The 26,577-nt window shown below is 45.9% G+C and carries 23 protein-coding genes and 1 pseudogene; 8 read left to right on the top strand and 16 right to left on the bottom strand.

Features of this window, described 5'->3' with window-relative positions:
- The first annotated feature begins 25 nt into the window (after positions 1-25).
- The gene (locus WFI24_RS03670; RefSeq protein ID WP_336758862.1) at positions 26-913 is read left to right on the top strand and encodes an SDR family oxidoreductase; all 888 of its coding nucleotides are present in this window, start codon (positions 26-28) and stop codon (positions 911-913) included.
- Positions 914-1,268: 355 nt separating this feature from the next.
- Here the strand turns inward: WFI24_RS03670 and WFI24_RS03660 are convergent, their stop codons facing one another.
- Both WFI24_RS03660 and WFI24_RS03655 read right to left on the bottom strand, forming a co-directional pair.
- Positions 1,269-2,621: an amino acid permease gene (locus WFI24_RS03660; protein ID WP_336758861.1), complete on the bottom strand. Its 1,353-nt coding sequence runs from the start codon at positions 2,619-2,621 to the stop codon at positions 1,269-1,271.
- A gap of 436 nt (positions 2,622-3,057) precedes the next feature.
- Positions 3,058-3,513, bottom strand: coding sequence for a GNAT family N-acetyltransferase (locus tag WFI24_RS03655; protein WP_336758860.1), 456 nt, complete (start codon positions 3,511-3,513; stop codon positions 3,058-3,060).
- A 182-nt stretch (positions 3,514-3,695) separates the two neighbouring features.
- On the opposite strand from WFI24_RS03655, the gene WFI24_RS03650 reads away from it, so the two are divergent.
- Both WFI24_RS03650 and WFI24_RS03645 read left to right on the top strand, forming a co-directional pair.
- Positions 3,696-4,271: a GNAT family N-acetyltransferase gene (locus WFI24_RS03650; protein ID WP_336758859.1), complete on the top strand. Its 576-nt coding sequence runs from the start codon at positions 3,696-3,698 to the stop codon at positions 4,269-4,271.
- Entirely contained in the window at positions 4,268-4,615 is a 348-nt protein-coding gene (locus WFI24_RS03645; protein WP_336758857.1) for a DUF1801 domain-containing protein, read from the top strand. The genes WFI24_RS03650 and WFI24_RS03645 overlap by 4 nt, the downstream gene beginning before the upstream one ends.
- A 74-nt stretch (positions 4,616-4,689) precedes the next feature.
- On the opposite strand, the gene WFI24_RS03640 is transcribed toward WFI24_RS03645, so the two are convergent.
- The 8 genes from WFI24_RS03640 to WFI24_RS03605 all read right to left on the bottom strand — a co-directional run bounded on the left by WFI24_RS03640 (position 4,690) and on the right by WFI24_RS03605 (position 14,711).
- Positions 4,690-5,994 carry a DUF1963 domain-containing protein gene (locus tag WFI24_RS03640; RefSeq protein WP_336758856.1) on the bottom strand — a complete coding sequence of 435 codons (1,305 nt, stop codon included), beginning with the start codon at positions 5,992-5,994 and terminating at the stop codon, positions 4,690-4,692.
- Between the two features lie 117 nt (positions 5,995-6,111).
- On the bottom strand, positions 6,112-7,290 hold the full coding sequence (locus WFI24_RS03635; RefSeq protein ID WP_336759623.1) for an alanyl-tRNA editing protein: 1,179 nt from the start codon (positions 7,288-7,290) through the stop codon (positions 6,112-6,114).
- A 273-nt stretch (positions 7,291-7,563) separates the two neighbouring features.
- Positions 7,564-8,316 carry an iron ABC transporter ATP-binding protein gene (locus WFI24_RS03630; RefSeq protein WP_336758854.1) on the bottom strand — a complete coding sequence of 251 codons (753 nt, stop codon included), beginning with the start codon at positions 8,314-8,316 and terminating at the stop codon, positions 7,564-7,566.
- Positions 8,313-9,377, bottom strand: coding sequence for an iron chelate uptake ABC transporter family permease subunit (locus WFI24_RS03625; protein WP_336758852.1), 1,065 nt, complete (start codon positions 9,375-9,377; stop codon positions 8,313-8,315). The genes WFI24_RS03630 and WFI24_RS03625 overlap by 4 nt, the downstream gene beginning before the upstream one ends.
- Positions 9,374-10,384, bottom strand: coding sequence for an ABC transporter permease (locus WFI24_RS03620; protein WP_440131274.1), 1,011 nt, complete (start codon positions 10,382-10,384; stop codon positions 9,374-9,376). The genes WFI24_RS03625 and WFI24_RS03620 overlap by 4 nt, the downstream gene beginning before the upstream one ends.
- A 30-nt stretch (positions 10,385-10,414) precedes the next feature.
- A complete protein-coding gene (locus WFI24_RS03615; RefSeq protein WP_336758851.1) occupies positions 10,415-11,446 on the bottom strand; it encodes a siderophore ABC transporter substrate-binding protein in 1,032 nt (343 codons plus the stop codon).
- Between the two features lie 353 nt (positions 11,447-11,799).
- Positions 11,800-13,569 carry a dihydroxyacetone kinase subunit DhaK gene (gene dhaK / locus WFI24_RS03610; protein ID WP_336758850.1) on the bottom strand — a complete coding sequence of 590 codons (1,770 nt, stop codon included), beginning with the start codon at positions 13,567-13,569 and terminating at the stop codon, positions 11,800-11,802.
- On the bottom strand, positions 13,569-14,711 hold the full coding sequence (locus WFI24_RS03605; protein WP_145321190.1) for a glycerol dehydrogenase: 1,143 nt from the start codon (positions 14,709-14,711) through the stop codon (positions 13,569-13,571). Before WFI24_RS03605 ends, dhaK begins: the two co-directional genes overlap by 1 nt.
- A gap of 305 nt (positions 14,712-15,016) precedes the next feature.
- On the opposite strand from WFI24_RS03605, the gene WFI24_RS03600 reads away from it, so the two are divergent.
- Positions 15,017-16,051, top strand: a complete 1,035-nt coding sequence (locus WFI24_RS03600) for a PocR ligand-binding domain-containing protein (protein ID WP_336758848.1) — start codon at positions 15,017-15,019, stop codon at positions 16,049-16,051.
- A 105-nt stretch (positions 16,052-16,156) separates the two neighbouring features.
- Positions 16,157-17,146, top strand: coding sequence for an aldo/keto reductase family protein (locus tag WFI24_RS03595; RefSeq protein WP_336758847.1), 990 nt, complete (start codon positions 16,157-16,159; stop codon positions 17,144-17,146).
- A 200-nt stretch (positions 17,147-17,346) separates the two neighbouring features.
- On the opposite strand, the pseudogene WFI24_RS03590 reads toward WFI24_RS03595, so the two are convergent.
- From WFI24_RS03590 to WFI24_RS03570, 4 genes and pseudogenes are all read right to left on the bottom strand, one after another.
- A pseudogene (locus tag WFI24_RS03590) lies at positions 17,347-18,234 on the bottom strand (LysR family transcriptional regulator).
- Positions 18,235-18,265: 31 nt separating this feature from the next.
- Positions 18,266-18,727, bottom strand: a complete 462-nt coding sequence (locus tag WFI24_RS03580) for an SMI1/KNR4 family protein (protein WP_336759622.1) — start codon at positions 18,725-18,727, stop codon at positions 18,266-18,268.
- Between the two features lie 70 nt (positions 18,728-18,797).
- A complete protein-coding gene (locus WFI24_RS03575; protein ID WP_336758842.1) occupies positions 18,798-19,901 on the bottom strand; it encodes a threonine aldolase family protein in 1,104 nt (367 codons plus the stop codon).
- 53 nt (positions 19,902-19,954) lie between these two features.
- Positions 19,955-20,815: a LysR family transcriptional regulator gene (locus tag WFI24_RS03570; RefSeq protein WP_336758840.1), complete on the bottom strand. Its 861-nt coding sequence runs from the start codon at positions 20,813-20,815 to the stop codon at positions 19,955-19,957.
- 138 nt (positions 20,816-20,953) lie between these two features.
- Here WFI24_RS03570 and WFI24_RS03565 point away from each other — a divergent pair, with 138 nt between their 5' ends.
- The 3 genes from WFI24_RS03565 to WFI24_RS03555 all read left to right on the top strand — a co-directional run bounded on the left by WFI24_RS03565 (position 20,954) and on the right by WFI24_RS03555 (position 23,501).
- The gene (locus tag WFI24_RS03565) at positions 20,954-21,943 is read left to right on the top strand and encodes a quinone oxidoreductase family protein (protein WP_336758838.1); all 990 of its coding nucleotides are present in this window, start codon (positions 20,954-20,956) and stop codon (positions 21,941-21,943) included.
- Positions 21,944-22,431: 488 nt separating this feature from the next.
- On the top strand, positions 22,432-22,629 hold the full coding sequence (locus WFI24_RS03560) for a hypothetical protein (protein WP_336758836.1): 198 nt from the start codon (positions 22,432-22,434) through the stop codon (positions 22,627-22,629).
- An 83-nt stretch (positions 22,630-22,712) separates the two neighbouring features.
- On the top strand, positions 22,713-23,501 hold the full coding sequence (locus WFI24_RS03555) for a formate/nitrite transporter family protein (protein WP_145321215.1): 789 nt from the start codon (positions 22,713-22,715) through the stop codon (positions 23,499-23,501).
- Between the two features lie 167 nt (positions 23,502-23,668).
- Here WFI24_RS03555 and WFI24_RS03550 read toward each other — a convergent pair whose 3' ends face one another.
- A complete protein-coding gene (locus WFI24_RS03550) occupies positions 23,669-24,655 on the bottom strand; it encodes a WXG100 family type VII secretion target (RefSeq protein ID WP_336758834.1) in 987 nt (328 codons plus the stop codon).
- 285 nt (positions 24,656-24,940) lie between these two features.
- The gene (locus tag WFI24_RS03545; RefSeq protein ID WP_336758832.1) at positions 24,941-26,497 is read right to left on the bottom strand and encodes a glycoside hydrolase family 30 protein; all 1,557 of its coding nucleotides are present in this window, start codon (positions 26,495-26,497) and stop codon (positions 24,941-24,943) included.
- Between the last annotated feature and the right edge of the window lie 80 nt (positions 26,498-26,577).

The raw sequence follows: 26,577 nt of genomic DNA, 5'->3' as shown, positions 1-26,577 counted from the left end.
ATAAAAGTCCAAAGGGGTTATTAATATGGGTAAAATACTTATTACTGGAGCAACAGGTAATCTCGGCAGCAGGACACTAGAGCTTCTTCTTAAAAAAGTTCCGTCAAGTCAGGTCGCTATATTGGTCCGTGATCCGGAATCTGATAAAGTGGAAAGGTTTGTTAAAGAAGGTGTGGAAGCTTACCAGGGCGACTATTTTGATTATAACTCCCTTCTGCGAGCTTTTAGTGGTGTTGAAAAAGTGATGCTTATTTCCGCGCAAGCATTTACCGACCGCAATACGCAACATTTCAATGTAATCGCAGCTGCAAAGCAGGCTGGTGTTAAACAAGTCCTCTTCACGTCGATCATACGAAGAGAAAATTCAAATCTTATTGTGCCCGAAGTATCGACGTCAGACCTATTTGCTGAACAAACACTTAAAGCATCTGGATTAGCCTATACCATTCTGCGGAATCCACCGTATCTTGAAGTCATGCATTCGTATTTCGGAGATGCGCTTAAAGTTGGCGTGCGAGTACCAGAGGGTTCCGGTAAAGTAGCCGCTGCATCTCTGGATGATTTGGCGGCAGCCATCGTAGCCGTTCTCACCCAAAACGGGCACGAAAATAAGTCATATACTCTAAGTGGCAGCGAGGGAAGCTCTTTTGCAGACATCGCTGCAGCCCTCTCGGAGATTAGTGAGATAAATATCCCTTATGAGGCAATTAGCGAAAAAGAATATATAGACACTATGGTAACGAATGGCTTACCTGTTCTTATGACTGATTTCTTATTAGGTTGGGTGCGAGGAATCAACACTGGAGAATTCTCGGAGACGTCTGGGGATCTTGAACGTCTGATTGGCCGAAAACCAATGACATATAAGGAATTCTTTAAAATCAAATCTCAGTCTTCTAAAGTTGAAGATTGAAAGCTGACATGTTACTAACCTGACTCTAAGAAAAATCAGAGTTATTTTGAACGTGTTAATGTCCATTCTAGCAATCGGTTCTGGTTATAGAACAAAATATATTCGCTCACTTGCTGCTCAACATCCGCTTTTGCTAACTGCTTCATTCAAGTAATTTTCTCAGTCTTTAAATGAGAGAAGATGACTCGATACAGGCATTGTCCAGGCAATTCTCACGCCTAGAGTGAATTCTTAGCATTTTAAGTTGTTTCAGTTTACTGTTGAAGGGCTTAGAAGTGTATAAAATAGGGACTGCTGAAAGCAGTCCCTATTTTACTTATAAAGTTTTCTCATTAATTATGACTACCTAACCATACTACACTGTCCGTCCATTCGTCTTCCTGAATCGAATCAGGGACCAGATTATCAGCAACGCGAGCACGGCAAGACAGATGCTAATGCTGAACCGATTACCTGCATCAAACACAAACATGACCGCAATGACACTGAGACACAACACGACGACTCCGGTTATATAAGGAAATCCCCAGACTTTGAATGTCGGTTGAACCGGATATCTCTTCCGCAGTTTCAGCTGAGATGAGGCAATACAGATCCACACAAGGATTACCACAAACCCCGGAACCGCAAGCAATACGCGGAACAGTTGATCCTGCGCGAACAGGCCAAGCAAGGAACCTCCAAGCAGGACGACCGAGCACACCAGAAGTGTGTTAACAGGGCTACCGTTGCGATTCGTCTGCGACAATGCCTTCGGAGCTTCCCCGCCCACTGCCATGGAGTGCATCATCCGGGATGCACCGTAGATCCCTGAATTCGCAGCAGACAGAACCGCCGTCACCAAAATAAAGTTCATAATGTGTGCCGCTCCTGGCAGTCCCGTGGAGGCGAGCACCTGTACAAATGGGCTGCTCTCCGGCCCAATCTCATTCCATGGAATGAGTCCACAGATGATGAGAATCGGCAACGTGAAGAACAGAATAATTCTGAGCATGAAATTGCCTACGATTTTGGGCATGACTTTTTCTGCATTTTCCGTTTCGGTCAGGGTCAGACCTATCAGCTCCGATCCCCCATAAGAGAACATGACCACAAGCAGTGCCGAGAAGATCGATGACCATCCGTTCGGGAAGAACCCGCCTGCTTGCGTATAATTTTGCAGATAAGGAGTGTTATCACTTGGAATAATGCCAAAGATCAATCCTGCACCCAGAAAAATAAAAATAATGATCATGGCGATTTTGATCCCGGCCAGCCAAAATTCAAATTCCCCGAACACACCCACACTGAGCAGATTAACCAGTATAATAAACGCTGCACAAGCCAGACTCAGCATCCACAGCGGTACTTCACTGAACCAATACTGCAAAAAGCTCCCGGCGGCAATCACCTCAATGACACACACCGATAACCATAGAAAACAGTACATCCATCCCATAACAAATGACACTCTGCTACCAAATGCTTCTTGTACGAAGTCTTTCATATTTTTGTTCTTGTAGACCGTAGCCATCTCCGCCATCGCGGCCATAACGACCAGCAGCAATAATCCGGCAAAAATGTACGTGACGATCACGCCCGGACCTGCGAGTCCGATCGTCTCTGCACTGCCTTTGAAAATTCCCGTTCCAATGACACCACCCATAGCCATAAAACTGATGTGTCTTGGTTTAAGCTTCTTCTGTAGTGTTCCTTCTGTCTGAGCCAATTCAAGTCCTCCTGATGTAAAAAACGTCTATAATGCTGTCTTGTTTCATATTTTTGCACAATCTCATAAACATAATGTCCAGTATACCCTATTGTCCATCAATCAGCCCAGAAGTTCCTTATGGCCAATTCATCCCAAACGTATACGGACATAACCTATGTTTTATACCCCACAATGGCATCAAGCAATCTATGTACAGTCATCCAAGCACCACAGCAATTATAGGACATAACACCAAGATGGCAAACAGCGGATTCATCTGATCGAACCACCAATATATCATACACGACTCCCTCCACCCTTTTCATAGCATGGTCCATGTTACATCATTGAGTTTATTTTACTCTTTTTCCAAACTTCAATATGTGTGATATGTTGCATATAAAAAAACCAGCATTCTGTAACAACAGAATACCGGTTTCTCATGCGAATCCATTTAGATTGTCTTTGTCATAAACGTGCTGTTCGGGTCCAAAATATAATCTGCGAATGGTTCGCAATATTCGAACCCGAAGTCTTCATACAACTTCCGTGCTGGGATAAACGAATCCATTGAACCCGTCTCCAGGCTGATTCGCTTATAACCACGGTCTGTGGCAACCTCTATAATATGGGACAAAATCTTCCTCGCTACGCCTTTTCTCAAGTGAGCCGAAGCGGTACGCATCGACTTCAATTCGGCATGCTCCGAATTCAGTTCTTTGATAGCCCCGCAACCGAGTAAGTCGTCCCCTTCCCATGCGCACCAGAAAGTAATTTCAGGCTTCTTGAGTCCATCCAGATTCAACGCATGAATACTCTCCGGTGGTGAATCGGCTGCCATTCCTTGCAAGTGCTCTGCAATTAACGCTTTGACCTGTATTCCACTCAAATCATCCACTTTGATCTCCAAAACGTATCACTCCTGCCGATAATTTTATTGAATCTGTCATTGAATGTATATCGATTATTCCATATTACTACCGTGTTAGGTTTCATGACAAGAGGCTGCTTAGCTCCACTGAAATACGCTGTTGTGATTCACCTATAATTTCCAGTATGATGGGGCTATTCATACACCAAAAGGAGACCCCTATGACACTAACAACGGATAACCTGTTCTATAGCACACGATTGAAAATGACGCCACCACGTCCTGAAGACGTACAAACGATGCTGCTCTGGAACGAAGACCCGGAATACCTTCGGAATGTGGATACCGATATGGCCATCCCCTATTCGGAGAAACAGTTGGAAGATGAGGGAGAAACGAAGAATAAGGAAGTGTACTTCCGACTTCGGACGCATGAAGACGATACCCTGATTGGTTTTGTCGTCATTCATAGCATTGAATGGAATAACCGCTGCGGACAGCTCGCTATTGGTATCGGCCTTGCCGAACATCGCAACAAGGGATATGGCACCGAGGCGTTGAATCTTATTTTACGGTATGCATTCCATGAGATGAACCTGGACCGGGTTGGCCTTGATGTCATCGCCTACAATGCCAAAGCAATCCGTTCCTATGAGAAGGCTGGTTTTCAGTTGGAAGGTCGGGCACGCTCAGCTGTATATCGTGATGGTAAGCGTTACGACCGCTTGATGATGGGAATTCTAAGACCAGAATGGGAAGCACACAATCAGATCCATACGGAGGGTGAACAAGTATGACCAAGAATGCAGAAGTTACTGCGTTTATTGAACAGATTCAGATCCCCTGGCAAGTACAAATCGCTGAACAACTGCGTCAGTTGGTACATGATTCCATCCCTGACGTTCAGGAACGCGTGCAATACAAGAAACCTCATTTTCTGAAAAACGGGAAGTACGCTGCGGTCATCTCGCCATCCAAACAGGCCGTATCCTTCACCATCTTCCATGCAACCGGACTCGATCTGCCCGATGGGATATTCGAAGGCCCGGAAGATCGCAAAACGATCAAGCTCAAGGAAAAAGATACGCCGGATTATGAATGGCTGTCGGGACTGCTGAAGCAGGCATCTGCAGAATTGTAGGAAAATCTGAAGATACATTAAAGAGGCATACCATGAAGTTCAAGAACTTACGGGATGCCTCATTGCTTCAACCATCAAGATTGCTGGTAGGATACGGCGGTCATCTGGCATGGCTCACATATGAACATGTAGTACATCCCCTCACCATATTCCTCAACCTCGCCCCAGTCCAGTTGTGCGACAGCCTTCATTCTCGTGGAACAGTGTGGACATGTTGGGTACTCCGCATCCTGAACCCATCCCGGATGGCCGCCGACCTGAGATAGCGATGGCTCCATCGCCCACTCACTGGCATGGAATACATGACGTGGTGCGTTTGCAATCCGAAACTGTCGGCCCACATCTGGTGTAAGTTTTACATCGTCCTCCGGGTCAATGTCGTCCGCTCCCACGGGCATGACATTATGTGAACTCCATAGCGGTTCCCCCGCTGCATCCATCTCCATGTAAACCACACCGTAACTGCTGCATATCACACAAGTCTGTATCTGAAGTCGCGGGGTATGCCAAGACACGTCCTGCAGAGCTGGATGCTTAACATCCAGATTAATTAAGGTCGTTAAAGCACTACCACACCATGGACAGCAATTGGTGCTCGAGGTCAGCATCGAGATTGAGTCTCCGGTTATTGCCACATTAGTTGTTTCACTCTCTTTTACTTTATAGAGTGAATAACTTGGGGTGGTGAATAATTCTCTGCGCTGCCCGTCTTTCGTGAGCTCCCAGCCAGCTTCCGTGGTGTAATGCTCCGGTGCCACAACCAATTCGCTCGCCCAAGATGGCGGAGACTGTCTCCACTGCCGGAACTGCTGCTCGACAACATCATCCCCGATATGGGCCAGCGTGAGCAAAATGTGGTTACGATTCTCGTCATCGGTGTTCACCTGCTGCAAAAGATGATTCCGCACTTCTGCCGAGGCACTTTTATACAAAATGGCCGGATAATAGATTTCCTGTTCCAACAACTCAGGAATTTCGACAGTCAACGATACATCATGGTAACAGACCAGATACAACAGGATATCTCTGCCGGTATCTTCATCGCCTGTACGAATCCGTTGCATCGCATAATCCTTCATCTCATCTTGTTGTTCAGCTGACAAAGACAGATACACCTGTTCCTTGGATTGTCCATATGACACATAACGAATTAATGGATCGCGAACCTGAGGTTCGTGCATGATTTTCAAAACTTCCACCGGGTCTGTGATGCCCGCATACAAGTTCACGTCACGCCGATTCGCTTCAATGTATCTCTGACGCTCTTCACGCTCCATCTCCTGCTTGCAAGGCATGCAGTATCCACCTGTTTTCGCCGCTGTTGCTGGTAAAATGGTATTTGTACACCCTTCTCGTATACATGGAATTCGTTCTGTCATCCCTCCACCTCCTCTGCTGTCTGCTCGCTTCATCATGCCATGAAAAACACGCCACAACGTGGCGTGCTTGTCTCATGATCGTACACTCAATGCCTATCTCTTATCTAAATAAGGAGATCAGTGATGTCCCAGCTGGTCCTTGGTGAACTCATAAAAGGCAAGCGCATCTTCACTGCTCGCAAAACCTGCCTGAGCCATTTTTTCACTGCCTCCACCTTTACCCTGGTATGCTCCAAGATTGCCTTTGAAGAAAGGTCCACAAGCCCATTCAGGGGGTTGTCCATTCTGTGCCAGAACAACTTTGGCCTCCGAGATACTGGCGAACAGTACAAGCCCCTCATGTTCTGCTGTCAGCTTGGTAGCCAGGCTCTGCATATCCTTGAGCGATTTGTCTTCAAAGACCTGAGCAATAACCAGCCCTTGCCGAGCAGCCAGCAGTTCCTCCGCATAATAGGCATCATTGGTTGTTTTCACTGCATTCAGCTCGGTTTGCAGCTGTTTTTGCTCCAGTTCCATTTTCTCAATGCGCTCCAATAATTCGTCCTTGCTGGTCTTTAATTTAACCATGATGCTGTTGAGCACATTTTGTGTGGATGTGAATTCATTCAGCGCCCTTGTTCCACATTTGAAATAAATGCGAGTGCCGCCCTTCACTTTTTCGGTTTTCAACAGTTTGATGATGCCGATCTCGCCTGTCGCCGACACATGGGTTCCGCCGCAAGCATTATACTCCACACCCTCGATCTCAACGATGCGAATGTCTTCCGTTACCGTAGGCTGCTTCACCAGTGGCAATTGTGCGGCCTCTTCTGCTGTAACCCATGAAGTGTTGATTCGAGCGTTACGATAGATCTGACGATTCACCTCTTGTTCAATGGCGGTCAATTGATCCGCTCCCAGTTCAGCCGCAGCCACATCAATCGTGTCATACTCCGTACCAAGATGGAAACTGAGCGTCATCGCTTCCGTCAGCTTCAGCGTGATTGCCGATAACAAATGCTGTCCGGTATGCTGCTGCATATGATCGAATCTTCGCTCCCAGTCAAGCTCACAATGTACTTCAGTCTGTTCAGGCGCGCGTTCCAGCTTATGCCACACGTCACCATCTTCAATGTTCACATCCAGAACAGCGATGCCGCCAATTTGTCCCAGATCACAAGGTTGTCCACCCCCATGCGGGTAAAAAGCAGTCTCCGCCAGTGTGACATATACGCCGTCTTCCTTGTCCACTCTGCCTGTAATATGTGTATTCCACTCCCGTGTGTAAGCAGAGTCATAATAGATTTTTTGCGTCATTAATGATCCCAATCCCTTCTCGTTCATATGGATTATCATAATCTCCAGATTACACTATCTGGAACCCTCAATCCAGTTTATGGCATACAAGATCGCACTTCATATCCAAAAGAACGCTCTGTGAGCGAAAATACCTTCTGATCAAGAATGAAACGTTACAGGGGGATGCTTCTGGTCGGGGTATGCTCGACTTTTATCAAAAAAAAGTAGAGTGAAATGATCACTCTACTTTCGAAAACCGTTTTAACTAACAACTTGTTATTGCGCCTGTAACTAATAGATCGCTATCGGTCCGTAAGGTCCATCAATAATTTCAATTTTCGTTTCAAAAATATCTGTTAAAGTTTCGGGGTCCATCACTTCTTTTACGGTTCCAAAAGCAGCGATTTGTCCATCTTTCATCGCACATATTCGATCTGAATATTTGGCTGCAAAATTGATATCATGCATAACCGTCAGAATGGTTCTTCCAAATTCATTAGCAGCATATCTCAAATGCTCCATCATCCGAACAGAACGAGCAACATCAAGGTTGTTTAGAGGCTCGTCCAAAAGTACGTATTCCGTCTCTTGGCACAACACCATTGCGACATAGGCTCTTTGCCTTTGACCACCAGAAAGTTCATCTAGATATCTATTTTCCAGAGCAGTTAAGTCTAGAAAATCAATATATTTAGATATAATAGCTTCATCCTCATCCGTTAATCTGCCCTTAGAATAAGGAAAACGTCCAAACCCAGCAAGTTGTCTAACGGTAAGCCTTGTGACAAAATGATTTTCTTGTCGTAAAACCGTTACTATTTTAGCCAAGTCTTTTGACTTGGTCCTAGAAACATCCATATTGGCAACCTTAATTTGACCTTCATCCAAATCCAAAAGTCTTCCGATCATCAGAAGTGTCGTCGACTTCCCCGCACCGTTGGGTCCAATTAAAGAAGTAAGACCGGCTTTGGGTATATGAATATTCAAAGGGCCTATCTCTACCTCGGCTGCATAGGACTTTTTGACATTACTGATCTGTATCATAAAGAACCCTTCCTTAAAATCACAATTAAAAATGTTAGTCCGCCAACCAATTCTATAATGATGGAAACAACACCTTGGGCATTGAAGACATGATTCATAATAAAGTACGCACCGGTTAAGATCACAAACCCTATAGCAAGAGCCATTGGGAAAACATATCTGTGATCATAGGTTTGAGCTGCCTGATAACTCAAAATCGCAACCAAAAATCCATAGAATGTAAGGGGTCCAACCAAAGCCGTCGAAATGGCCATCAAAATGGAAACCAGGACCAGCGTATAAATCACACTACTTTGATGTTTAGTTCCCAAGGAAGTCGAGACATCCTTACCAAGCGACAGTACATTTAACCTCTTGGCATTAGCAAGTAGCAGGATTGCTGCAATGATGACGATAGGAATCGCAATCGGGAAATAGGCAGAATCCGCATTATTCACGGAAGCAAACATTCTTGCCTGTAAAATATCAAATTCGGACGGTGCAAGGAGTCTTCTCATAAAAGAGGATACAGACCTCAGACCAGTCCCGATAATAATACCGACTAAAAGTAGAAGTTGTAAATTGCCGTATTTTCCGGAAAGCAACCATCCATAGAGGATTAAACACATGATGACCATTGCAGCAACTTGATATAAAAAGGAATCAACACCGCTAAAATTCACAAATACCGTAGCACCAAGGAAAAATATAGTACTCGTATGAATGGTTGAATAAATAGCATCAAAACCTAAAAGGGACGGAGTTATAATTTTGTTATTCGTAATCGATTGAAAAGCAACCGTAGATAAACTTTGGCAAATTGCAGCGATAAGCATTGAAACCAGAGCGACTACCCTTCTTGTAACGACAGGTATGAAAGAAGGAGAAGATACCGGGACCGGATTGTTATAAATCAGCAGTCCAATCGATGCAAAAACGCCCAGAACTATCAATGTTATCAGCAAAATCCAATAACGCTTTTCTTCTTTCTTGGTACGGAAGGCTCTAGCTGATCTTTTTTTAGGACGACGGCTAGAATCGATTTCGATATTTAGTGGATTACTACTTGCTAAGTCGCTCATCTTACCCTCCTTGTTGACCTCCTTTGTCTTAACAAAATGACAATAAATACGACGGCTCCCACTGTTCCAAGGATCATCGAGACAGGTATTTCAAAAGGCATGATAATGACTCGAGACAGGATATCACACACAATGATGCTGCCCATCCCTAATAAGCACACCCATGGCAGATTGCTCCTGAGATCGTCACCTCTAAACATGGAAACGATATTGGGGACAATTAACCCTAGAAAAGGCAGGTTCCCAATGACAGCTGCAACGATTCCAACAGCTAGTGAAATAAGCGCAGTCCCCATAAGAATGATCCTGTCATAATTTACGCCAAGACTGGTAGCCACATCTTCCCCTAGTCCGGCTAAAGTCAACCGATCAGCAAAAACAAAAATAAGAATAGTCACCAATACAATGAGCCAGAGATATTCATACCTGCCAATTTGCACAGATGAAAAGGAGCCTGCAAACCAGCTTTCGATATTTTGAGTCATTTGAAATACAAGCCCAACGAAAGTTGAAAATGCAGAAATGACTGCTCCAAGCATCATCCCAATAATGGGCACAACTAAAGACGAGCGGAGTTTAACTTTCTTTAGAAACATAAAAAAAATCATCGTTCCTATAAAAGAAAAAATGATTGCGCCGGTCATTCTTAGTGTTAAACTCGGGGCAGGAAAGACCAGATAAATAAACATGATCCCCAGACCTGACCATTCCATTGTTCCTGTTGTGGTAGGTTCCACCAAGCGATTCTGTGTAATAAGCTGCATGACCAGTCCTGCCATGGCCATTGCGGCACCGGTAAGCATCAATGCAACAGTTCTTGGGACACGAGTGATGAAGAACATCTCCATTCCATCCGCTTGTCCCCGTATGTCATAGACTCCAATAAGCAGTGATGTAATGCCTAAAACAATGGTGGCTATAATCGCAATGATAAAAGGCAGGGTCCATAACCTTTTGTGATTATGACGCTGGGGTTGAGAATTCTCAACCCCGGCTATTTTGGGTATTAAATTTTTCAGCACTGCAGTATGCTCCTTTTACTGTTTAGCTAAAGCTTTCGTAAGGTTGTTAATCAACTCCAAGAAAGTTTCGATAGATTCATTAGTGTACGTATCGTTTGGAGCATAGACAATTTGCTTTTTAGTAATAGCAGTGGTGTTTTGCAGAGCAGGTGAGTTATCAATAACGTCCTGAGCCGGAACCGAACCTTCTTCAGCAGATACAGCTGCATCACGATCCAGTACGAAAATCCAATCCGGATTGCTTTGTGCGATCGCTTCAACAGAAATATCATCACCTTGATGATCAGAAGAAGATTTGTCCACTTCTAGTGCCGGAACCCAGCCGAAAATGTCATACAATGGTCCCCACACGCGTCCAGTAAGAGGAGCCGAGAAACCAATGTTTCCACCAGATACGACAACACTCATAATTTTATCTTCACCGTTATAAGCGGCCTTAGCTTCTTCAATAGCTTTATCAAAATCAGCAATCAATTGAGTAGCTTCTTCTTGCTTTTCAAAAATTTTACCTAGATTGGTTGTTGCATCTTTAAGACCATTAACAAAGTTTTCTCCAGGTGCTGCTGTTTCTTCAAGCTCAATATTAAGGTCAATGACTGCTGCATTAGGCACTAATTTTTTGATGTCTTCATAAAAGCCAGCAAATCTTTGACCAACAATGACAAGGTCAGGCTGTATAGATGCCAATAGTTCAAGATTTGGTTCACGATGATTTCCAATATTCTGTACCGATTCATCCGCCACATATGGTGAATCTGCTGGCATTACATCCTTCGGCGCTGCTGCTAGTTTGACTCCCCAATTAGACAGAGTCTCAAATGTTCTGTTATCCAGAGCAACGACTTTCGTTGGATTTACAGGTACAGTTACTTTTCCATGAGCATCCGTAATTTCAACGGTTGTAGCTGTAGTAGCAGCATCGGAAGTTGCGGTCTCTGTATTAGCAGTACCAGAAGTAGCAGGTTCATTACTTGAACATGCTGCCAACACCAAAGTTAAAGCTGCAACCATAATAAACATTAATTTTGAAGAAATAGACTTTTTCATTTCATTTATATCCCCCTAGAATTTAGAAAATTTGACTCAAACGCAGCCTATTGTATTGGATAAAATCAGTATCATATACCTCCTCAGGCGTAATCTAGTGACAAAAACAAATGATAGTGATTATCAATATCAGTAGTTTATATTATAACAAGTTAGCAGGCATTTACAATAACCTAATCGTTTTAATTCATGGCGAAATTATGAACCAAAAATTCAATTGTATGTATTTTCATGCATAAAAACCGACATTTCTACAACAAAAAGAAGTATCACAATGTGATACTTCTTTGGCAGTAAGAACACTTTATAGATTTATATTTCTCATCGAAATGATCTAATTTTTCACAACATTCTTATTTTATCGACTCAGACAGCTCTGTGAAAATAACACCTAACGCATATGCGCCAGCGTCAGGGTAGCCCAGACTACGATCGCCGACGGTACCCGCGCGGCCCATCCGTGCCACGATGTCTTCGGTTTTCTTCGCACCTTCAACGGCTGCTGCTGCACCTTTGGCAAATGCGGTTTTGAAGTCATCTCCAGACTCCGCACTTTGCGTCCAGGAATCGGCACATGGAACGAGTGCATCGATCAAGGTCTTGTCGCCTACAACGGCACCACGTCCGAAGGATCGCTCTCCTGTAGACTGAATACCTTGCACGGCTGCATGTAACATTTCTGCAAATTCAGCAATGTTCAATTGCTGTTTATCCCCTACTGCTTTGCCAGCCGCACGGAATGCCGAACCCCAGATTGGACCGGATGCGCCGCCACAATATTCCATGATGACCAGTGAGCATGCATCGAGGAATGAACCGATATCTTTTTTATCTTCGTTAATGATGTGACTCCATTCGCGTTTCAACTGGCGGAAGCCTTTTGCCACACTCATACCGAAATCGCCATCACCTGCATGGGAGTCCAGTTCACAGAATGGTACTTCATTCTTGATGATGATCTCGCCCATTTTATCGATCAGATAGACGATGTTGTCCAACGAGAATTGATTATTGCTAATCACCGCAGATGTTGCAGGCGTCTCCACTTCGTAAGATACCGGAGCGTCTTCACCTACGACAGCTTCCAGAGCCTCGGAATACGCTACTTGTGCCACTGGAGGACCGGATACTTTAAACGCAGGTGTATCACTTTCCTTGAACAACAGAGTTTTCAGTTCCTCATCCAGTTTCAGGATCGTAACCGACGCACCCGCCATATCGATGCTTGTCATGTAGTTGCCCACAAACGTTGTAGCGACCTTCAGACCTGTATGTCCTGCAAGTTCACGCTGCACGGAATTGTTGAGTAGGTACAGTTCTTGCAGTGGTGTTGCACCAAAACCATTCACGAGCACCGCAATCTCAGCGGATGCATCCTTATCTAACTTCATGTCTGCGAGCAATGCTTCGATCATACGCCCTGCCAATTCATCAGCCGAAACAATTTTCTCCCGGCGAATCCCTGGCTCACCATGAATCCCTACGCCGAATTCCATTTCATCTTCAGCGATCTCGAATGTAGGCGTGCCTTTGGCGGGCACGGTACAGGATGTGAATCCAAATCCAATACTGCGTACGTTCTGAGCTGCTTTCTCGGCAACGGATTTCACATCTGCCAGACTCCGGCCCTCTTCAGCTGCTGCTCCGGCAATCTTGTGAACCAGTACAGTTCCGGCAACGCCGCGACGTCCAACGGTATACAAGCTGTCTTGTACAGCGATGTCATCCTCAACACGCACATACTGTACGTCGATGCCATCTTCTTCAGCCAGATGCGCTGCATTCTTGAAGTTCATCATGTCGCCGCTGTAGTTCTTGATGATCAAGAGTGTTCCCTTGTTGCTGGCTGTTGCTTTGATTGCTTGGTACACCTGGATTTGGGAAGGAGATGCGAACACATCTCCACATACCGCTGCATCCAACATGCCTTTTCCCACATAACCTGCGTGAGCCGGTTCATGTCCACTTCCGCCGCCACTGATCAGGCTGACTTTATCCGCCTGAATCTCTCTGCGTTTGATGACTTTATATTTCTTCAGGAATTCCAGCTCCGGATGCGCGAGCGCGATTCCGTTGCACATTTCCATAACAACATGTTCTGCTTGGTTAATAATTTTCTTCATTATTTTGCCTCCCGGCGAGCTGCTTTGTACTCACGGCCCATGCGGTCAGCCGCTGCAATGGCAGCAGCCACTTCAGGAACGGTGATCGGGAATGGCATCGCGTGAATGGATTCTTCCGGAATACAAGCGATCTCTGCAACTTTCAACAACTCTTCCTGACTAATCGTGTCTACACCGATATCCGCCAAGCTAATAGGTAGTCCTACTTCGAGACAGAAGTCCATGACTTCGTGCAGCTCTTCGGTTGGTGCATTTTCGAGCACGAGTTGTGCGATCGTACCGAAGGATACTTTTTCACCGTGGAAGAAGTGATGTGTTCCCTCCAGAACAGTCAAACCGTTGTGGATTGCATGTGCTGCGGCCAGACCGCCACTTTCGAATCCAAGACCAGACAACAAAATGTTGGTCTCCACGATGTTTTCCAGCGCTTGTGTCACAACGTTGCTGTCACTCGCTACTTTTGCTTTTGCACCGTCAGTCAGCAGCATTTCATAACACAGTTTTGCCAGTGCAAGTGCCGCATTGGTACCTACTGCTGAGGGTGTGTATCCTTCGCGGGAACCCATTGGCAGACTTGCGTTTACACGGGAGTAGGATTTCGCTGTTGCTCTTGCTTCGAAGTATGTAGAGAGCGCATCTCCCATACCGGATACGAGGAAACGTGTTGGTGCATTGGCGATTACCGTTGTATCGACAAGAACCACACTTGGGCTTTGTTTGAAGTAAGCATAGTCATCGAAAGCACCTTCCGGTGTGTACAACACAGCAGAGTGACTTGTCGGTGCATCCGTTGCCGCAATGGTTGGACAGATGATCAATGCTTCGCCTTCAGCTACACATTTGGCAGCATCGATCGCTTTACCGCCACCTAGACCAATGGTAGAGTGACAACCTTTTTCCTTCGCAATCTCTTGCAGACGAGCAACTTCCTCACGGGAACATTCCCCTTTAAAACCGCTTTCAACAAACGTAATATTGAATTTCTCAGCTGTTGCATCGAGCTTCGCTTTGACACGCTGCACATCATCCGGATGTGCGATCAGCAATGCAGATTCTCCGAAGGATTTAACAAAGTACCCCAGGTTCAACAACTCATCTTCGCCTTGTACATATTTGGTTGGGCTGATAAATGCTTTTCTCATATTATTATATGCCTCCTAAGGATATGGAATGGTGTAGTAGATACATTAAATTTTAATTTCTTGCAATTGACCTTAATATAACGCATGGACAGCAGCTTTACAGTGGACTTTGATAACAAATTATTATAATTTACAATCGTAATTTTTTGCTTTTTAGTGCAATCATGGTATGTTATTGTCATGAGATGGTTCAATTTTGACCTCCCATAATACATTACCCGTCATCATTACATCTTAATATGTACAACTTGCTAACTTTTAACGGCCTAAATCATGAATTAGGTTAGCTATGGAGGTCTCATCCAATGATTAAAGAATATCTGCATATCAATAAAATTCTGGATCTTAATAAATGGAAGCGCCTACAGGATTCTCTTGCTACAGTCACCAAACTCGCGATCCTCACCGTTGACTATAAAGGCATTCCCATAACCAGTCACAGCAGCTGCCAGGCCTTCTGCCAGAATGTACGCAAAGACCCCGAGCTTCTCCCCTACTGCCAAAAATGTGATTCGCGCGGCGGTCTGGAAGCGGTTCGGTTGAATGAGCCCTATGTATATCTATGCCATTTCAATATTATTGATATCGCGATTCCGATTACGATTGATGGCAAATATATCGGTGCCGTGATGGCAGGACAAGTGAAACTCGCCGACCCGGACAAGGGTAGTGATCTGGAACAGATTGTTACTTCCAAGAACGTTCCCCTGCATGCAGCCAAGCTGGAGGAATTAAAGGATGATTACGCTCAGCTGCCTGTGATGACCTATGAAGAGATTGTGAAAATCTCCAACATGTTATCCCTGCTCTGCAACTACATTGTAGAAGAAGCGCTCAACAAAAATCTGTTAGTTGAAATGTTCGAGAAAGCTTCAGGTCATCAGGAGTCACTGAACCTCTCCACCATTCTGCCGGGTTACTCCATTCGTAATATCGAGTCGATCAAAAAAGAGATGACGAATGCGATTGCGGACGCCTATCTCAAAAATAGCCCAAGTGACATGGAAAGCTCCAGCCCGGTGCTTCAGCCTGCTTTTGAATATATTCACAGTCATAAAAGCGAACAAGTTTCGCTCAAACAAATGGCCGATCTATGCCACCTGAGTCCGAGTTATTTCAGCAGGCTGTTTGCCAAGGAAACGGGTGAAAACTTCACAACCTACCTGGCTAAACTCAAAGTTAAGTGGGCCAAGCAATTGCTGGAGGTCACCGACATGCCTGTCTCACAGATTAGTGATGAGCTGGGATTCAATGAATCGGGATATTTTATCAAAATATTCAAAAAGTTCGAGGAGATTACGCCCGCCCTCTATCGCAAATATATCCAGGAAAAAATGTAGATTCACTGATACTTTTTTCGTATCAAAGATGAGGTTAAAAGATATTTCACCTATTAATCTGCCATTGCTACAATGGAGTCCAGATGACTTAGGGAGGCGACATGAATGGAATATCGCAAATTAGGAAACAGTGGATTAACCGTCAGTGAGATTTCACTCGGCAACTGGATTACGCATGGAGCGCAAGTCGAGGATGGAATAGCAGAAGCTTGTGTGCGAACTGCATTGGATGCAGGTATTACCACATTTGATACCGCAGACGTGTACTCTAATACCAAGGCTGAAGCCGTACTGGGACAGGCTCTTAAGGATATACGAAGAGAAAGTATTGAACTGTGTACCAAAGTCTGTCACCCAACCGGCACAGGTCATAATGACCGCGGACTTTCACGTAAACACATCATGGAAGCCTGCAATGGTTCATTACAACGGTTACAGACGGATTATATTGATGTCTATTACGCTCACCGTTATGATTACAACACTCCGCTGGAAGAGACGTTTCTGGCATTCTCCGATTTGGTGCGTCAGGGCAAAGTCCATTACATTGGCGTAAGTGAATGGAACGCAGATCAGATTGCAAGAGGAGCCGCTTTGGCGCGGGAATTCCATGTCCCCTTCATTGCAAGTCAGCCCCAATATTCAATGTTATGGCGTGTGATTGAGCAAGAAGTGGTGCCTGCAAGCGACCAAGCAGGACTTGGACAGATTACATGGTCTCCACTGGCTCAGGGTATACTATCGGGCAAATATGCGCCTAACGAAGCATTGCCCACCGGATCACGTGCAGCTGCTGAGGCAGGAGCACCCTTTTTCAATAAACTGGCTGGTCAGTGGTTACGTGAAGATGTTCTTACCGCTGTGCAACAGCTTGTTCCACTCGCTAAAGAGATTGGTCTAACTCTTCCTCAACTCGCTGTCGCGTGGGTTCTACAACATTCGTATGTCAGCTCCGTTATTATCGGTGCATCCCGGCCAGAGCAGGTCTTGGAAAATGTAAAAGCTTCTGGTGTGAAACTGGACTCTGCGATCATGACTCGCATCGACGAAATACTGAACCCATGGATTGAGCGTGATCCAGCCAAGACGGGATAGTTTCTTTTTTTACTACTCACAACATAACTAAGTTGTACTAATCATTTACACGAGAACGGAGAGGACAGAAAAAACCTGAAAAAGCGGAGCGTTCGCCTTTATCACCAGATTTTCCCCTTGAGAAAAGGGATCGAAAAAAATCTGGGGATAACAGCGATTGGAAGGTTGTTCTGTCATCGCAGTGTAAGTGTAAATAACCTTTAGCGCATCTCATATTCCCCATCAACAAAATTCATAAAGCGGGACACTACTTCCTGATTCATATCCGTCCGCCATGCCGTGTACAACGGTACGGAGGGCGGATTTTCTTGTAATGGAAGAAAGACTACACCCTTTCGCTGGAACACATCCACCGAAGAAGGGACAATGGAAATGCCCATGCCTGCCGCAACGAGATTAACAATCGTATACATCTGGATCGCTTCCTGCGTAATTCGAGGATCTACGCCATGCTCCCTGCAATAATCCAGAACGAGACGATGGAACGGAGAACCCAGATGCCTTGGGAATAAAATAAAATCTTCATCCGCCAGCTCTCGAATTGAAACTTGAGTCTGAGAAGCCATCGGGTGATGATCTGGCAATACGGCAATCAACGTTTCCATCTGGCAGGGACGGAACGAGACATGACGAGTATCTTCCTGATATCTCAAAAATCCAATATGGATCTGTCCGTCTTCCAGTGCCTGCAATTGTTGGGATGAGGTCATCTCACGCAGCGTTAGTTCAATCTGAGGATACGCAGCGCGAAATTTCCTAAGGACATCCACCATAATGCTCCCCGAAGCCGAATCCACAAAGGCTATGGTTATATGCCCGATGATACCCTGATCTGCCTTTTGCGTAAGCTGAATGGATCGTTCGAGCTGGGCCATGATCAGTCTCGCCTGTTCCAGAAATACCGCACCAGCTGGTGTGAGACGAACCATTTTTCTGGTGCGCTCCAACAGCTTCACTCCAAGCTATTCCTCTAAATTCTGAATTTGCTGGCTCAGCGGTGGTTGCGTCATATTTAATTTTTCCGCTGCACGGTGAAAATGAAGCTCCTCCGCCACGGTGATAAAATATCTTAACTTGCGAATATCCATAAGCCGATTGCGCATCCTTCCGTCTACCTTGTTAATTCATCTGTTCCTGAACCCAGATTGCCGACTCAGCCAGCATTGTCATTAATTCATTAATATCCACAGCAATCTCCTTTAGAGGAGTTTCCCCTGCATCGTGGAACAACATCATTATCTTGCCTGAGCTTTGATCCAGTATAGCCATACTGCCTTCGCCAAAACCACCAATCGGGAACGGTTGGAGATCAGCTGAAAGCTCGTATTCCTTCTCAACTTCTCCGTATACTTCCAGAAACTCGGGATAAGCCCAGTTCAGTTCTTTCACAGTATACAGGGCAGGATCGCCGAAGTTACACGCACCGAATTCGAGCAGAAGCGCACGATACGCTGCGGGCAATTTCACGTTATGCTTTTGCTCGAATTCCTCAATGCTCTGTTGCGTTTCGGGAGCACACCCTTCTCCCATTGTCGTATCGTAAGCTTTCACCAAAAGATCACGAATCGGTTCCAATTCCATAGACTTCACTTGAACCCCTCCTTTTAATACGTGTTGAACAACCTCTTTCAGGTCGAGCATTTAAATCAACTTATGATCTCACCTGTTTACGTAACTCCTGATCCAGCCATTCCAATGCTGCACGCAGTTTGTCTGGAGGAACCTGCTCATACCGATCGCCCGCAGAAAATTCAAAGGCACAGCTGTTCCCACTCGTCTTGTTCAGATATGAAGTCATTCCTATGCCATACTGCTGAGCCATTTGCACCAGAATTGGTTCAACTTCGGCAGCAGCGAGCGCAAAGTGCACATGAAACATATTCGATACCGGTACCTCGGGCAAAGTATGTATCCCATGACAGGCATTCAATAAGGAAGCGAGTTCTTGAGCTTGCTCGTAATAAAGTTCCATTTTGCCAATCCGCTCATTGTAATAATACTGGGAACTCAGAATATACGGATACAGACCGATCAGATCGCCCCCGTGCCGACGTTTCCATACTTTCGATTCTTGCATCACATCCGGATCACCCGCCAATATAGCCCCCGCAATGCCTCCGATTCCTTTGTAAAAGGAAACATACACCGTATCAAACAGACTGCAAATCTCCGCAGGCGTTTTCTCATAATACGGAGTGATCTCAAACAGGCGTGCCCCGTCCAGATGCAGCTTAATCCCGCGTTCACGGCAATAGGCCGAGATCGCTTCCAACTCTTCATACGTCGGTAATTGCCCACCAATCTCACGTTGCGGAAGTTCCAACAGCAGACAGGCAATGTCCTGATCAAGCGCCTGTACATCTTCCAATCGAATCAATAGGTCCTTGTCCGCTAGCAAAATCGATTCAATCTGGTGTAACTCTTTCAGTCCGTCTTCCTCATGGATTTCCAGATGGCATAGAGGGTGGTAAGCTACACGCTTTATCCCTTTGCGGTCACACCAGATCCGTAATGCAATCTGCTGTGCCATCGTTCCACTCGGGAAAAATACAGCCGATTCCTTGCCGAGAACGTCAGCCATCTGTTGCTGAAATTCTTCAATGATGGGGCCGTTACCGTAGTGGTCACTGAACATCTCCCCATCGATCTGCTCCAGTACGTTCTGAAGTACCTTCACTTTGCGACTGCCATGACCCCCTACAATAAATTCTGCCTGATTAAAGGCATCAGCCAACGTTAACGCAGTTTCTTTCAAGATCACTCACTCCTTTATAGTGCATGTTCGTAAACGGACTTTTGAACAACCTCTTATAGTTCTGGTTCTGTAATGATCTCCACCAAAGCGCTGAGCGCACTAGATATATGTTCACCACGAGAATACACAAATCCTACTTCCAACCGGCAATAGGGATCAGGCAAAGACATCACCGCGATCTCGCCTCTTGATTCTGCTTTGGTAACCGAAGAACGTGGCAGCAATGATACACCGAGCCCGGCAGATACCCCATTCAGAATCGTGTCCAGTGTTCCATATTCCATGATGTTAAGCGTGTGGATACCCTGACCTTTCAAAAAGGATTCCGCCTGATCCCGATGTGTGCATCCGATCTCAAAAAACAACATCGGCCTGGACAATAACGTGTTTAATTGATGTACTCCAGGTTCGGCGATCAGCACCAATTCTTCGTCATACATCTTCATATAGTTCAGCTCAGGATGGTCGATAGGACCATATATTAAGGCACCGTGCAATTCATGTTGAATGACCTTCTGGTTCAGTTCATGGGTCCCACCCGTGACAAGCGAATGCTGTACTTCCGGGTAGCATGAACTGTATTCAGCCAAGAGCGGCGTCAGAAAAGTGGAAGCTGCTGTCTCTATGGCACCTAGACGAAGCATGCCCGCTGGTGGGTTACCCACTTGCGTGGCCTGCTCCGCTTCATATAATAATTCCAATATTCTATCCGCATACCCAAGCAGATTCTCGCCCGCTGGTGTGAGCGACATCCCTCGATTGGAACGATGAAATAGCGGTACTTGCAGTTGAGTCTCCAACTGTTTAATCCGTGTTGTTACATTGGACTGCACATAATTGAGTGAGAGCGCAGCTTTACTGATGCTACCTTCGCGGGCAACCGCCTGAAATATTTTCAGATCACCTGCATCCATACCCTGATCACCTGCTTGATATCTATGATTTTAAATGATACTGACTTTCATTTTTGTTCATTTTACGTGAATCTGTCCCATCTGTACAATGAGGCTCAGTAGTGAAGTACAGCTACATAGACAGGAGGAATATTGAACATGAAAGCTATTGTCCATTCCGGCCAGAGCGGCCTTGCAGGTCTTCGATATACAGAGTCAACATCTCGCACACCTGAGACAGGGGAAGTGAAAATCCAACTGAAATCTGCTGGAATTAATCATCGTGATCTGTTCATCATGGCAGGACGAACGCGTCAGGATGCCCCTCTCATTCCCGGTTCGGATGGGGCAGGTATTATCGTTGAGATCGGCGAAGGCGTAAGAGAATTCACAGTAGGTGATGAAGTTATTATTCATCCAACGCTCGGTTGGGAGTTTGCGGGTAACGTACCCATCGTTCCTGATATTGTGGGTGGTCCTGCGGATGGAACGCTCGCACAATATATTACGTTGCCTGCTGAAAATGCTCTGCCTAAACCAGCCCATCTATCCTGGGAGGAAGCAGGCGTGTTGTCTCTTTCGGCATTGACCGCCTATCGCGCTTTGTTCACTCGCGGTGAACTGAAACAAGGTGAACACATCCTCATTCCCGGTATTGGCGGCGGTGTAGCGACCTATGCCCTGCTCATGGCCGTAGCCGTGGGTGCCCAGGTTACCGTCACCTCCAGAAGTGAAGCCAAAAGAAAAGAGGCGCTGCGCCTGGGTGCTTCCCATGCGTTGGATAGTCATGCCGATTGGCGTTTGCAGAATGATCTGGCACCTGTGGACATCATCTTGGATAGCATCGGACAAGCCATGTTCCCAAAATATTTTGATATAATCAGACCAGGTGGACGTATCGTGATGTATGGTGCAAGCTCGGGGGATGATCTGACCCTACCAATTCGCTCTATCTTCTTCCCTCAGATCAGTCTAATCGGCACCTCTATGGGTAGCCGTGAAGAGTTTATCCAGATGCTGCAATGGGTGGAGCAACATGATATACATCCTGTGATTGATGGCGTATATCCGTTACAGGATGTAGCAAAAGCATTCGAACGCATGGAAAAAGGCGAGCAATTTGGTAATCTGGCTATCCTTATGGAGTGACATCTATTTTGGAGATGGGCCTTCATGAATTGTTAAAAATTGATTTACGATAATGAGGTGAATCCATCTGACCCGTCTAGTTAAACATATACTAATTTTTCTTGTTGCTATTATGCTTTTGGCCCAAATTCCTATGTTAAAAGAAACCTTAGCCCGAGGAGTTACTACGTTATATGTGAAGATAAAGTATCCCGAAGGTTCCTTTCAATTCCATGATTTCATCTACGAGTCTCATTTCGGGAACTATTTCATTTCTTATACTGATCAAGACGAACAACGTATTAGTCTGATGCTTGAGCCCAATTTTTTTCCGGCGCTCATTACGTATGATCCATGGAATCAGCCCATGAAAGACTAGTTTGTTCACACTATGAATCATTCAGGAGGTATGGATAAATGCCCTGCAAAAAGCCATTCTGTTCCTCAAGTTTGAAGCCGAGGAGACTGATTCCCTGCTCTATGCGGGCAGTCCGCTACTGAACAGCGTGTTGGAAAAGGTACGTGAGGTCAGCACATTTGGAGAGTACGCCAAAGAACTTCACTCTCGTCCCAACGAATATGCAGAGCGTTTCATGCGCGCCAAGCTGGAACGTTCTTATGCAGAAGAATTGGCGCTGCGTGAACGGACTGAGGAACATAAGAACGAAATCCTCAGATTCTGCATGTATCCTTATCCGGTTAAATAATCAGTAAACCAAGCTACCCCCTCCCTTATTTCCATAATTTCGTTATAATGGTAAGCAAGACATCACGCTATTGGAGGAGAATTATGGAAACGGAAGCTCTACGCAACGTGGAACAACTAGCCCTGAAGAAACACAAGATTTATAAACAAAGCTTAATCAGGTACCTTGCACGCTCCATGCTGGCCAGTATGTTTATCGGATTCGGCGTCATCGTGGCGTTTAAGACAGGTAACTTCTTTTATATGGAGCAGTCCCCTTTCACCTATCCTATGGCAGCAATTACGTTTGGCGCGGCCATCATTCTGATCGCGTACGGTGGCGGTGACCTGTTCACAGGCAATACGTTCTATTATACGTATGCGGCGCTGCGCAAGAAACTTCGCTGGTTCGAAGTGGTCAAGCTGTGGATTGCGAGTTATAGCGGTAACCTGATGGGCGCAGCCGTATTTGCCCTGCTAATCTACCTGACGGGATTATTCGACTCGTCTGAGGTGAATGGTTTTCTGTTAAGCGTGGTGGAGCACAAGATGGAAGTTCCAACCATGCAGCTCTTTTTCCGGGGGATATTGTGTAACTGGCTCGTATGTATGGCGTTCTTTGTGCCGATGTTCATGAAGGAGAATGGAGCCAAAATGTTTGCTATGATGCTCTTTGTGTTCTGCTTCTTCATCTCGGGATATGAGCACAGCATCGCCAATATGTGTACGTTCGCGATTGCGCTCGTGCTGAACCATCCGGGGACGATCTCATTTGAAGGCGTGATTCATAACCTGGTTCCCGTGACTTTGGGTAATCTGGTGGGCGGTGTGCTGCTGATGGGCTTCATGTATTATGCGGTGAACAAACCGTTTCTGGATGAAGAGACTCATTAATCTTTGGCAAAAAAAGATCTCCTTACAGCCCGGTCATTCGACCGTGGCTGCTCGGTAAGCCAAACCATAAACACCCCAGCAATCTTCCCATCTCAGGGAGAAGGTTGCCGGGGTGTTTCTTTACGGGCAGGCTCACGGATAAGCAGCCTGCCAATCCCATCCGTGGCTTAGAAGTAATCCCGCCACGGAGTATATTCAATATCGTTGTCGCCACGCGTGACCACGATCATATTTTCCATTTTGCCCGTTTCCTTATTGGTACGGTAGATCATCGTACGCGTCTCGCCTTCCTCCGGCACAGAGAACAGGAACTTGTCCGCGACGAAGGATGAACCGAGTCCTGTCGCATGTTCCGTGAAGGCAGAGCCTGTCTTGCTTGTGAGCAGCAGACCAATGCCGTAGGCTGTAGCCGTTTGTGCCACTTTGCCAAAGAGATGCTCGCCTTGACTGGTCGTATGCGTTTGCTCCGAATACTTATACTTTTCCGTATCCTTGCTATAGTCCACCACATTGCCCTGTTTATCCAGACTGATGGTGGTCGTTTCGCCCTTGTCGCTTTTCACCTGATACGTACCCACGATGGAATCCTCGGTAATTTTCACCGTCTTGCCCGTATTGGGGTCAGTCTGATAGATTACATCTTCATACTGAAGCCGAATGATGTTCATGCTGGCCTGAATCTGCTGCGCCAGTTCTTCGTCACCCATCTCTTTGGCTTTCTTCAGCATTTCCTCATAGTTCTGGTATTTCTCGGCATCCTTCTCAGCCCATTCATCCATGTTCTTTGGTGGACCTGGCGTTTTGTCCAGATCATCGCCTTTATTTTTGCCCATGGTTGATAGCGCCCGCGCTGCGGTCAGCGCCGTCATGATTGCCTGGCTCACTGCCTCTTCATCTGTCGTGCGGAAACGCTCGGCAATCTTCTTAAGCTCCGACTGAATGGACAGAACCAGTTCCAGAACAGATTTCATCGTGCCTTGAGCCGTTGAATAATCGTTATAGAAGCGTTCCCGTTCCATGCCATCCCAGTTGCTGCGCATGACACTCATCTTGCCGTCCAATGTGGACATGAATCCCGATAATTGCTGATGCGCCTGAGCAAACTGCCCACTGACCTTCTCCAGTTGTTCCGGTGTCACCTTGATCTGAGTCATCGTGCACACTCCTCTGCGTGTTCATTAACATCCTGTGGTTAACCAATGTGTTGCCCGAACAGCACTCTCCCAGATCTTGACCAACTTGTCATGATCCTGTTCCCGATATGCAGCGACTAACATATCCAACGTATGCTCCTTTTCTATTAAAAGTAAAAGGTTATGTAAAAGCCCGATCCTGGGATCGGACTTGTTTAATACATCAAATTTGAAATAACTCTACGTTTATTTTACTATGTCTACCATTCAATCTGTACCCATAATTTCCAATCTTGAGTCAACGCTCTACCCCCGTTTTAGCTTCCAACGGAAGGTTGCTGCCGATTGGGAAGGCAGTACATATCGAAACGAATCACCATCCATGACTACATCAAAGGAAACTTCTGCCTCACCCGTGTTAGCCGTAACCAGCACCATCGTTCCATCCGGATTGCGGAAGGCTACGTTCTCGATCTGACCCTGTTCTTGCGTGGAATCCACTCTTACAGCTCCCGGGCGCACATAACGGCTGACGTGACCTAACGTATAATACTCTACATTTCTAGTGATTTCATTATTCTCCGGGTCAATCGTCACAACCCCACGGCAGTTCTCGCAGCCGTCGTTCGTGGGTCCCCCTTGCGGATCGAGTGCAATGTTCCAGAGCAGCACATTCTTCGCCCAGTTGCGAGGTGCACCAATGATGAGATTGGACATCTGCCAGCTCAGATTCTCGCCAAAATCAGGACTCCACTCCCCACCACTACATTCGGTAAAATAGATATTTTTGTCCTGGAAGCGCTCATGCACTTCCGACATGGCAGATGGAACACCTGCATAACAGTGGAAAGCAGATCCATCGATATAGGCAGCAGCCTGCTCATCACCGAGCACCTTGCTGGTATATTCGACCGCCTGATCCCAGTTATGGTCATACGCGATGATTCGCGTATCCAGTCCCGCATCCTGTAGCGCCGGGCCAAGATAATCCCGAATGAACATGGCTTGTTCTTCGGCTCCCATACTCATACTCGGATATTTGTCCGAGGTGAACTCCGGTTCATTTTGCAACGTTATCCCGTAGATGGGAATGCCCTTCTCCTGATAAGCTTCGATATATTTCACAAAATATCTCGCGTACGCTTCATACACCTGGGGATCGTTGTAATCCATATACCAGCCGTTAGTCGTCTTCTCCCCATATTTCATCCATGCAGGGGCCGTCCACGGGGTACCCAACACTTTAAGATCCGGTTTCAGCCCAGTCACACGCTCCAGCGTATTCACAACTTCCTGATCCTTTTCAATCGAAAAGTGTTCCATGTCATAATCCGTGCCGGACTCGATATCATCATAGGTATAACTTGAAGCCTCACCTGATTCATCCACTGAATAATCGGAGGCACCAATCGTATGACGCACCATATCCATGTTCAATCCTTCCGTCGAGAACAGGTCCTTCAATAGTTGTTCTTGCTGTTCCTCTGGAAGCTGGTTGATTAGATGCGCAGATGAACCCGTCATCGCTGCGCCGAAACCATCCATGGTCTGATAGGTCTTGTCCGGATCAATCTGTATGCTAAACTCCCACGGGGAAGGTTCAGACTCCGGCGTTGTAGAATCTGAAGAGCTTGTGTCTGCATCATGTTGATCTGTAATTGGAATGGGCTTCTGTGGTGTAAGCAGATTTTGCTGATCTCCCGTGGTTAACCATACTTCTGCCGCTCTCTGCTCGTCCGCAACAGGTGGCGGAACGGGTTGTTCATCTCGGTTGAGGATAAGCCAAATTCCTACACCGACACAACAAACAGCGATTATCAAGATGATCCATCGTTTGGAATGCTCTCGCCAGCCTATGTTCATCACGCTTCACTCTCCTTCCATTATGGAAAAAGCCGCGGCCATTAGGCCACGACTCATTTTCACTATATATATGAATTAGA

Source organism: Paenibacillus sp. USHLN196, assembly GCF_037144955.1.
Lineage (GTDB): Bacteria > Bacillota > Bacilli > Paenibacillales > Paenibacillaceae > Paenibacillus > Paenibacillus xylanexedens_C.
This window is presented reverse-complemented; position numbering and strand designations above follow the sequence as displayed.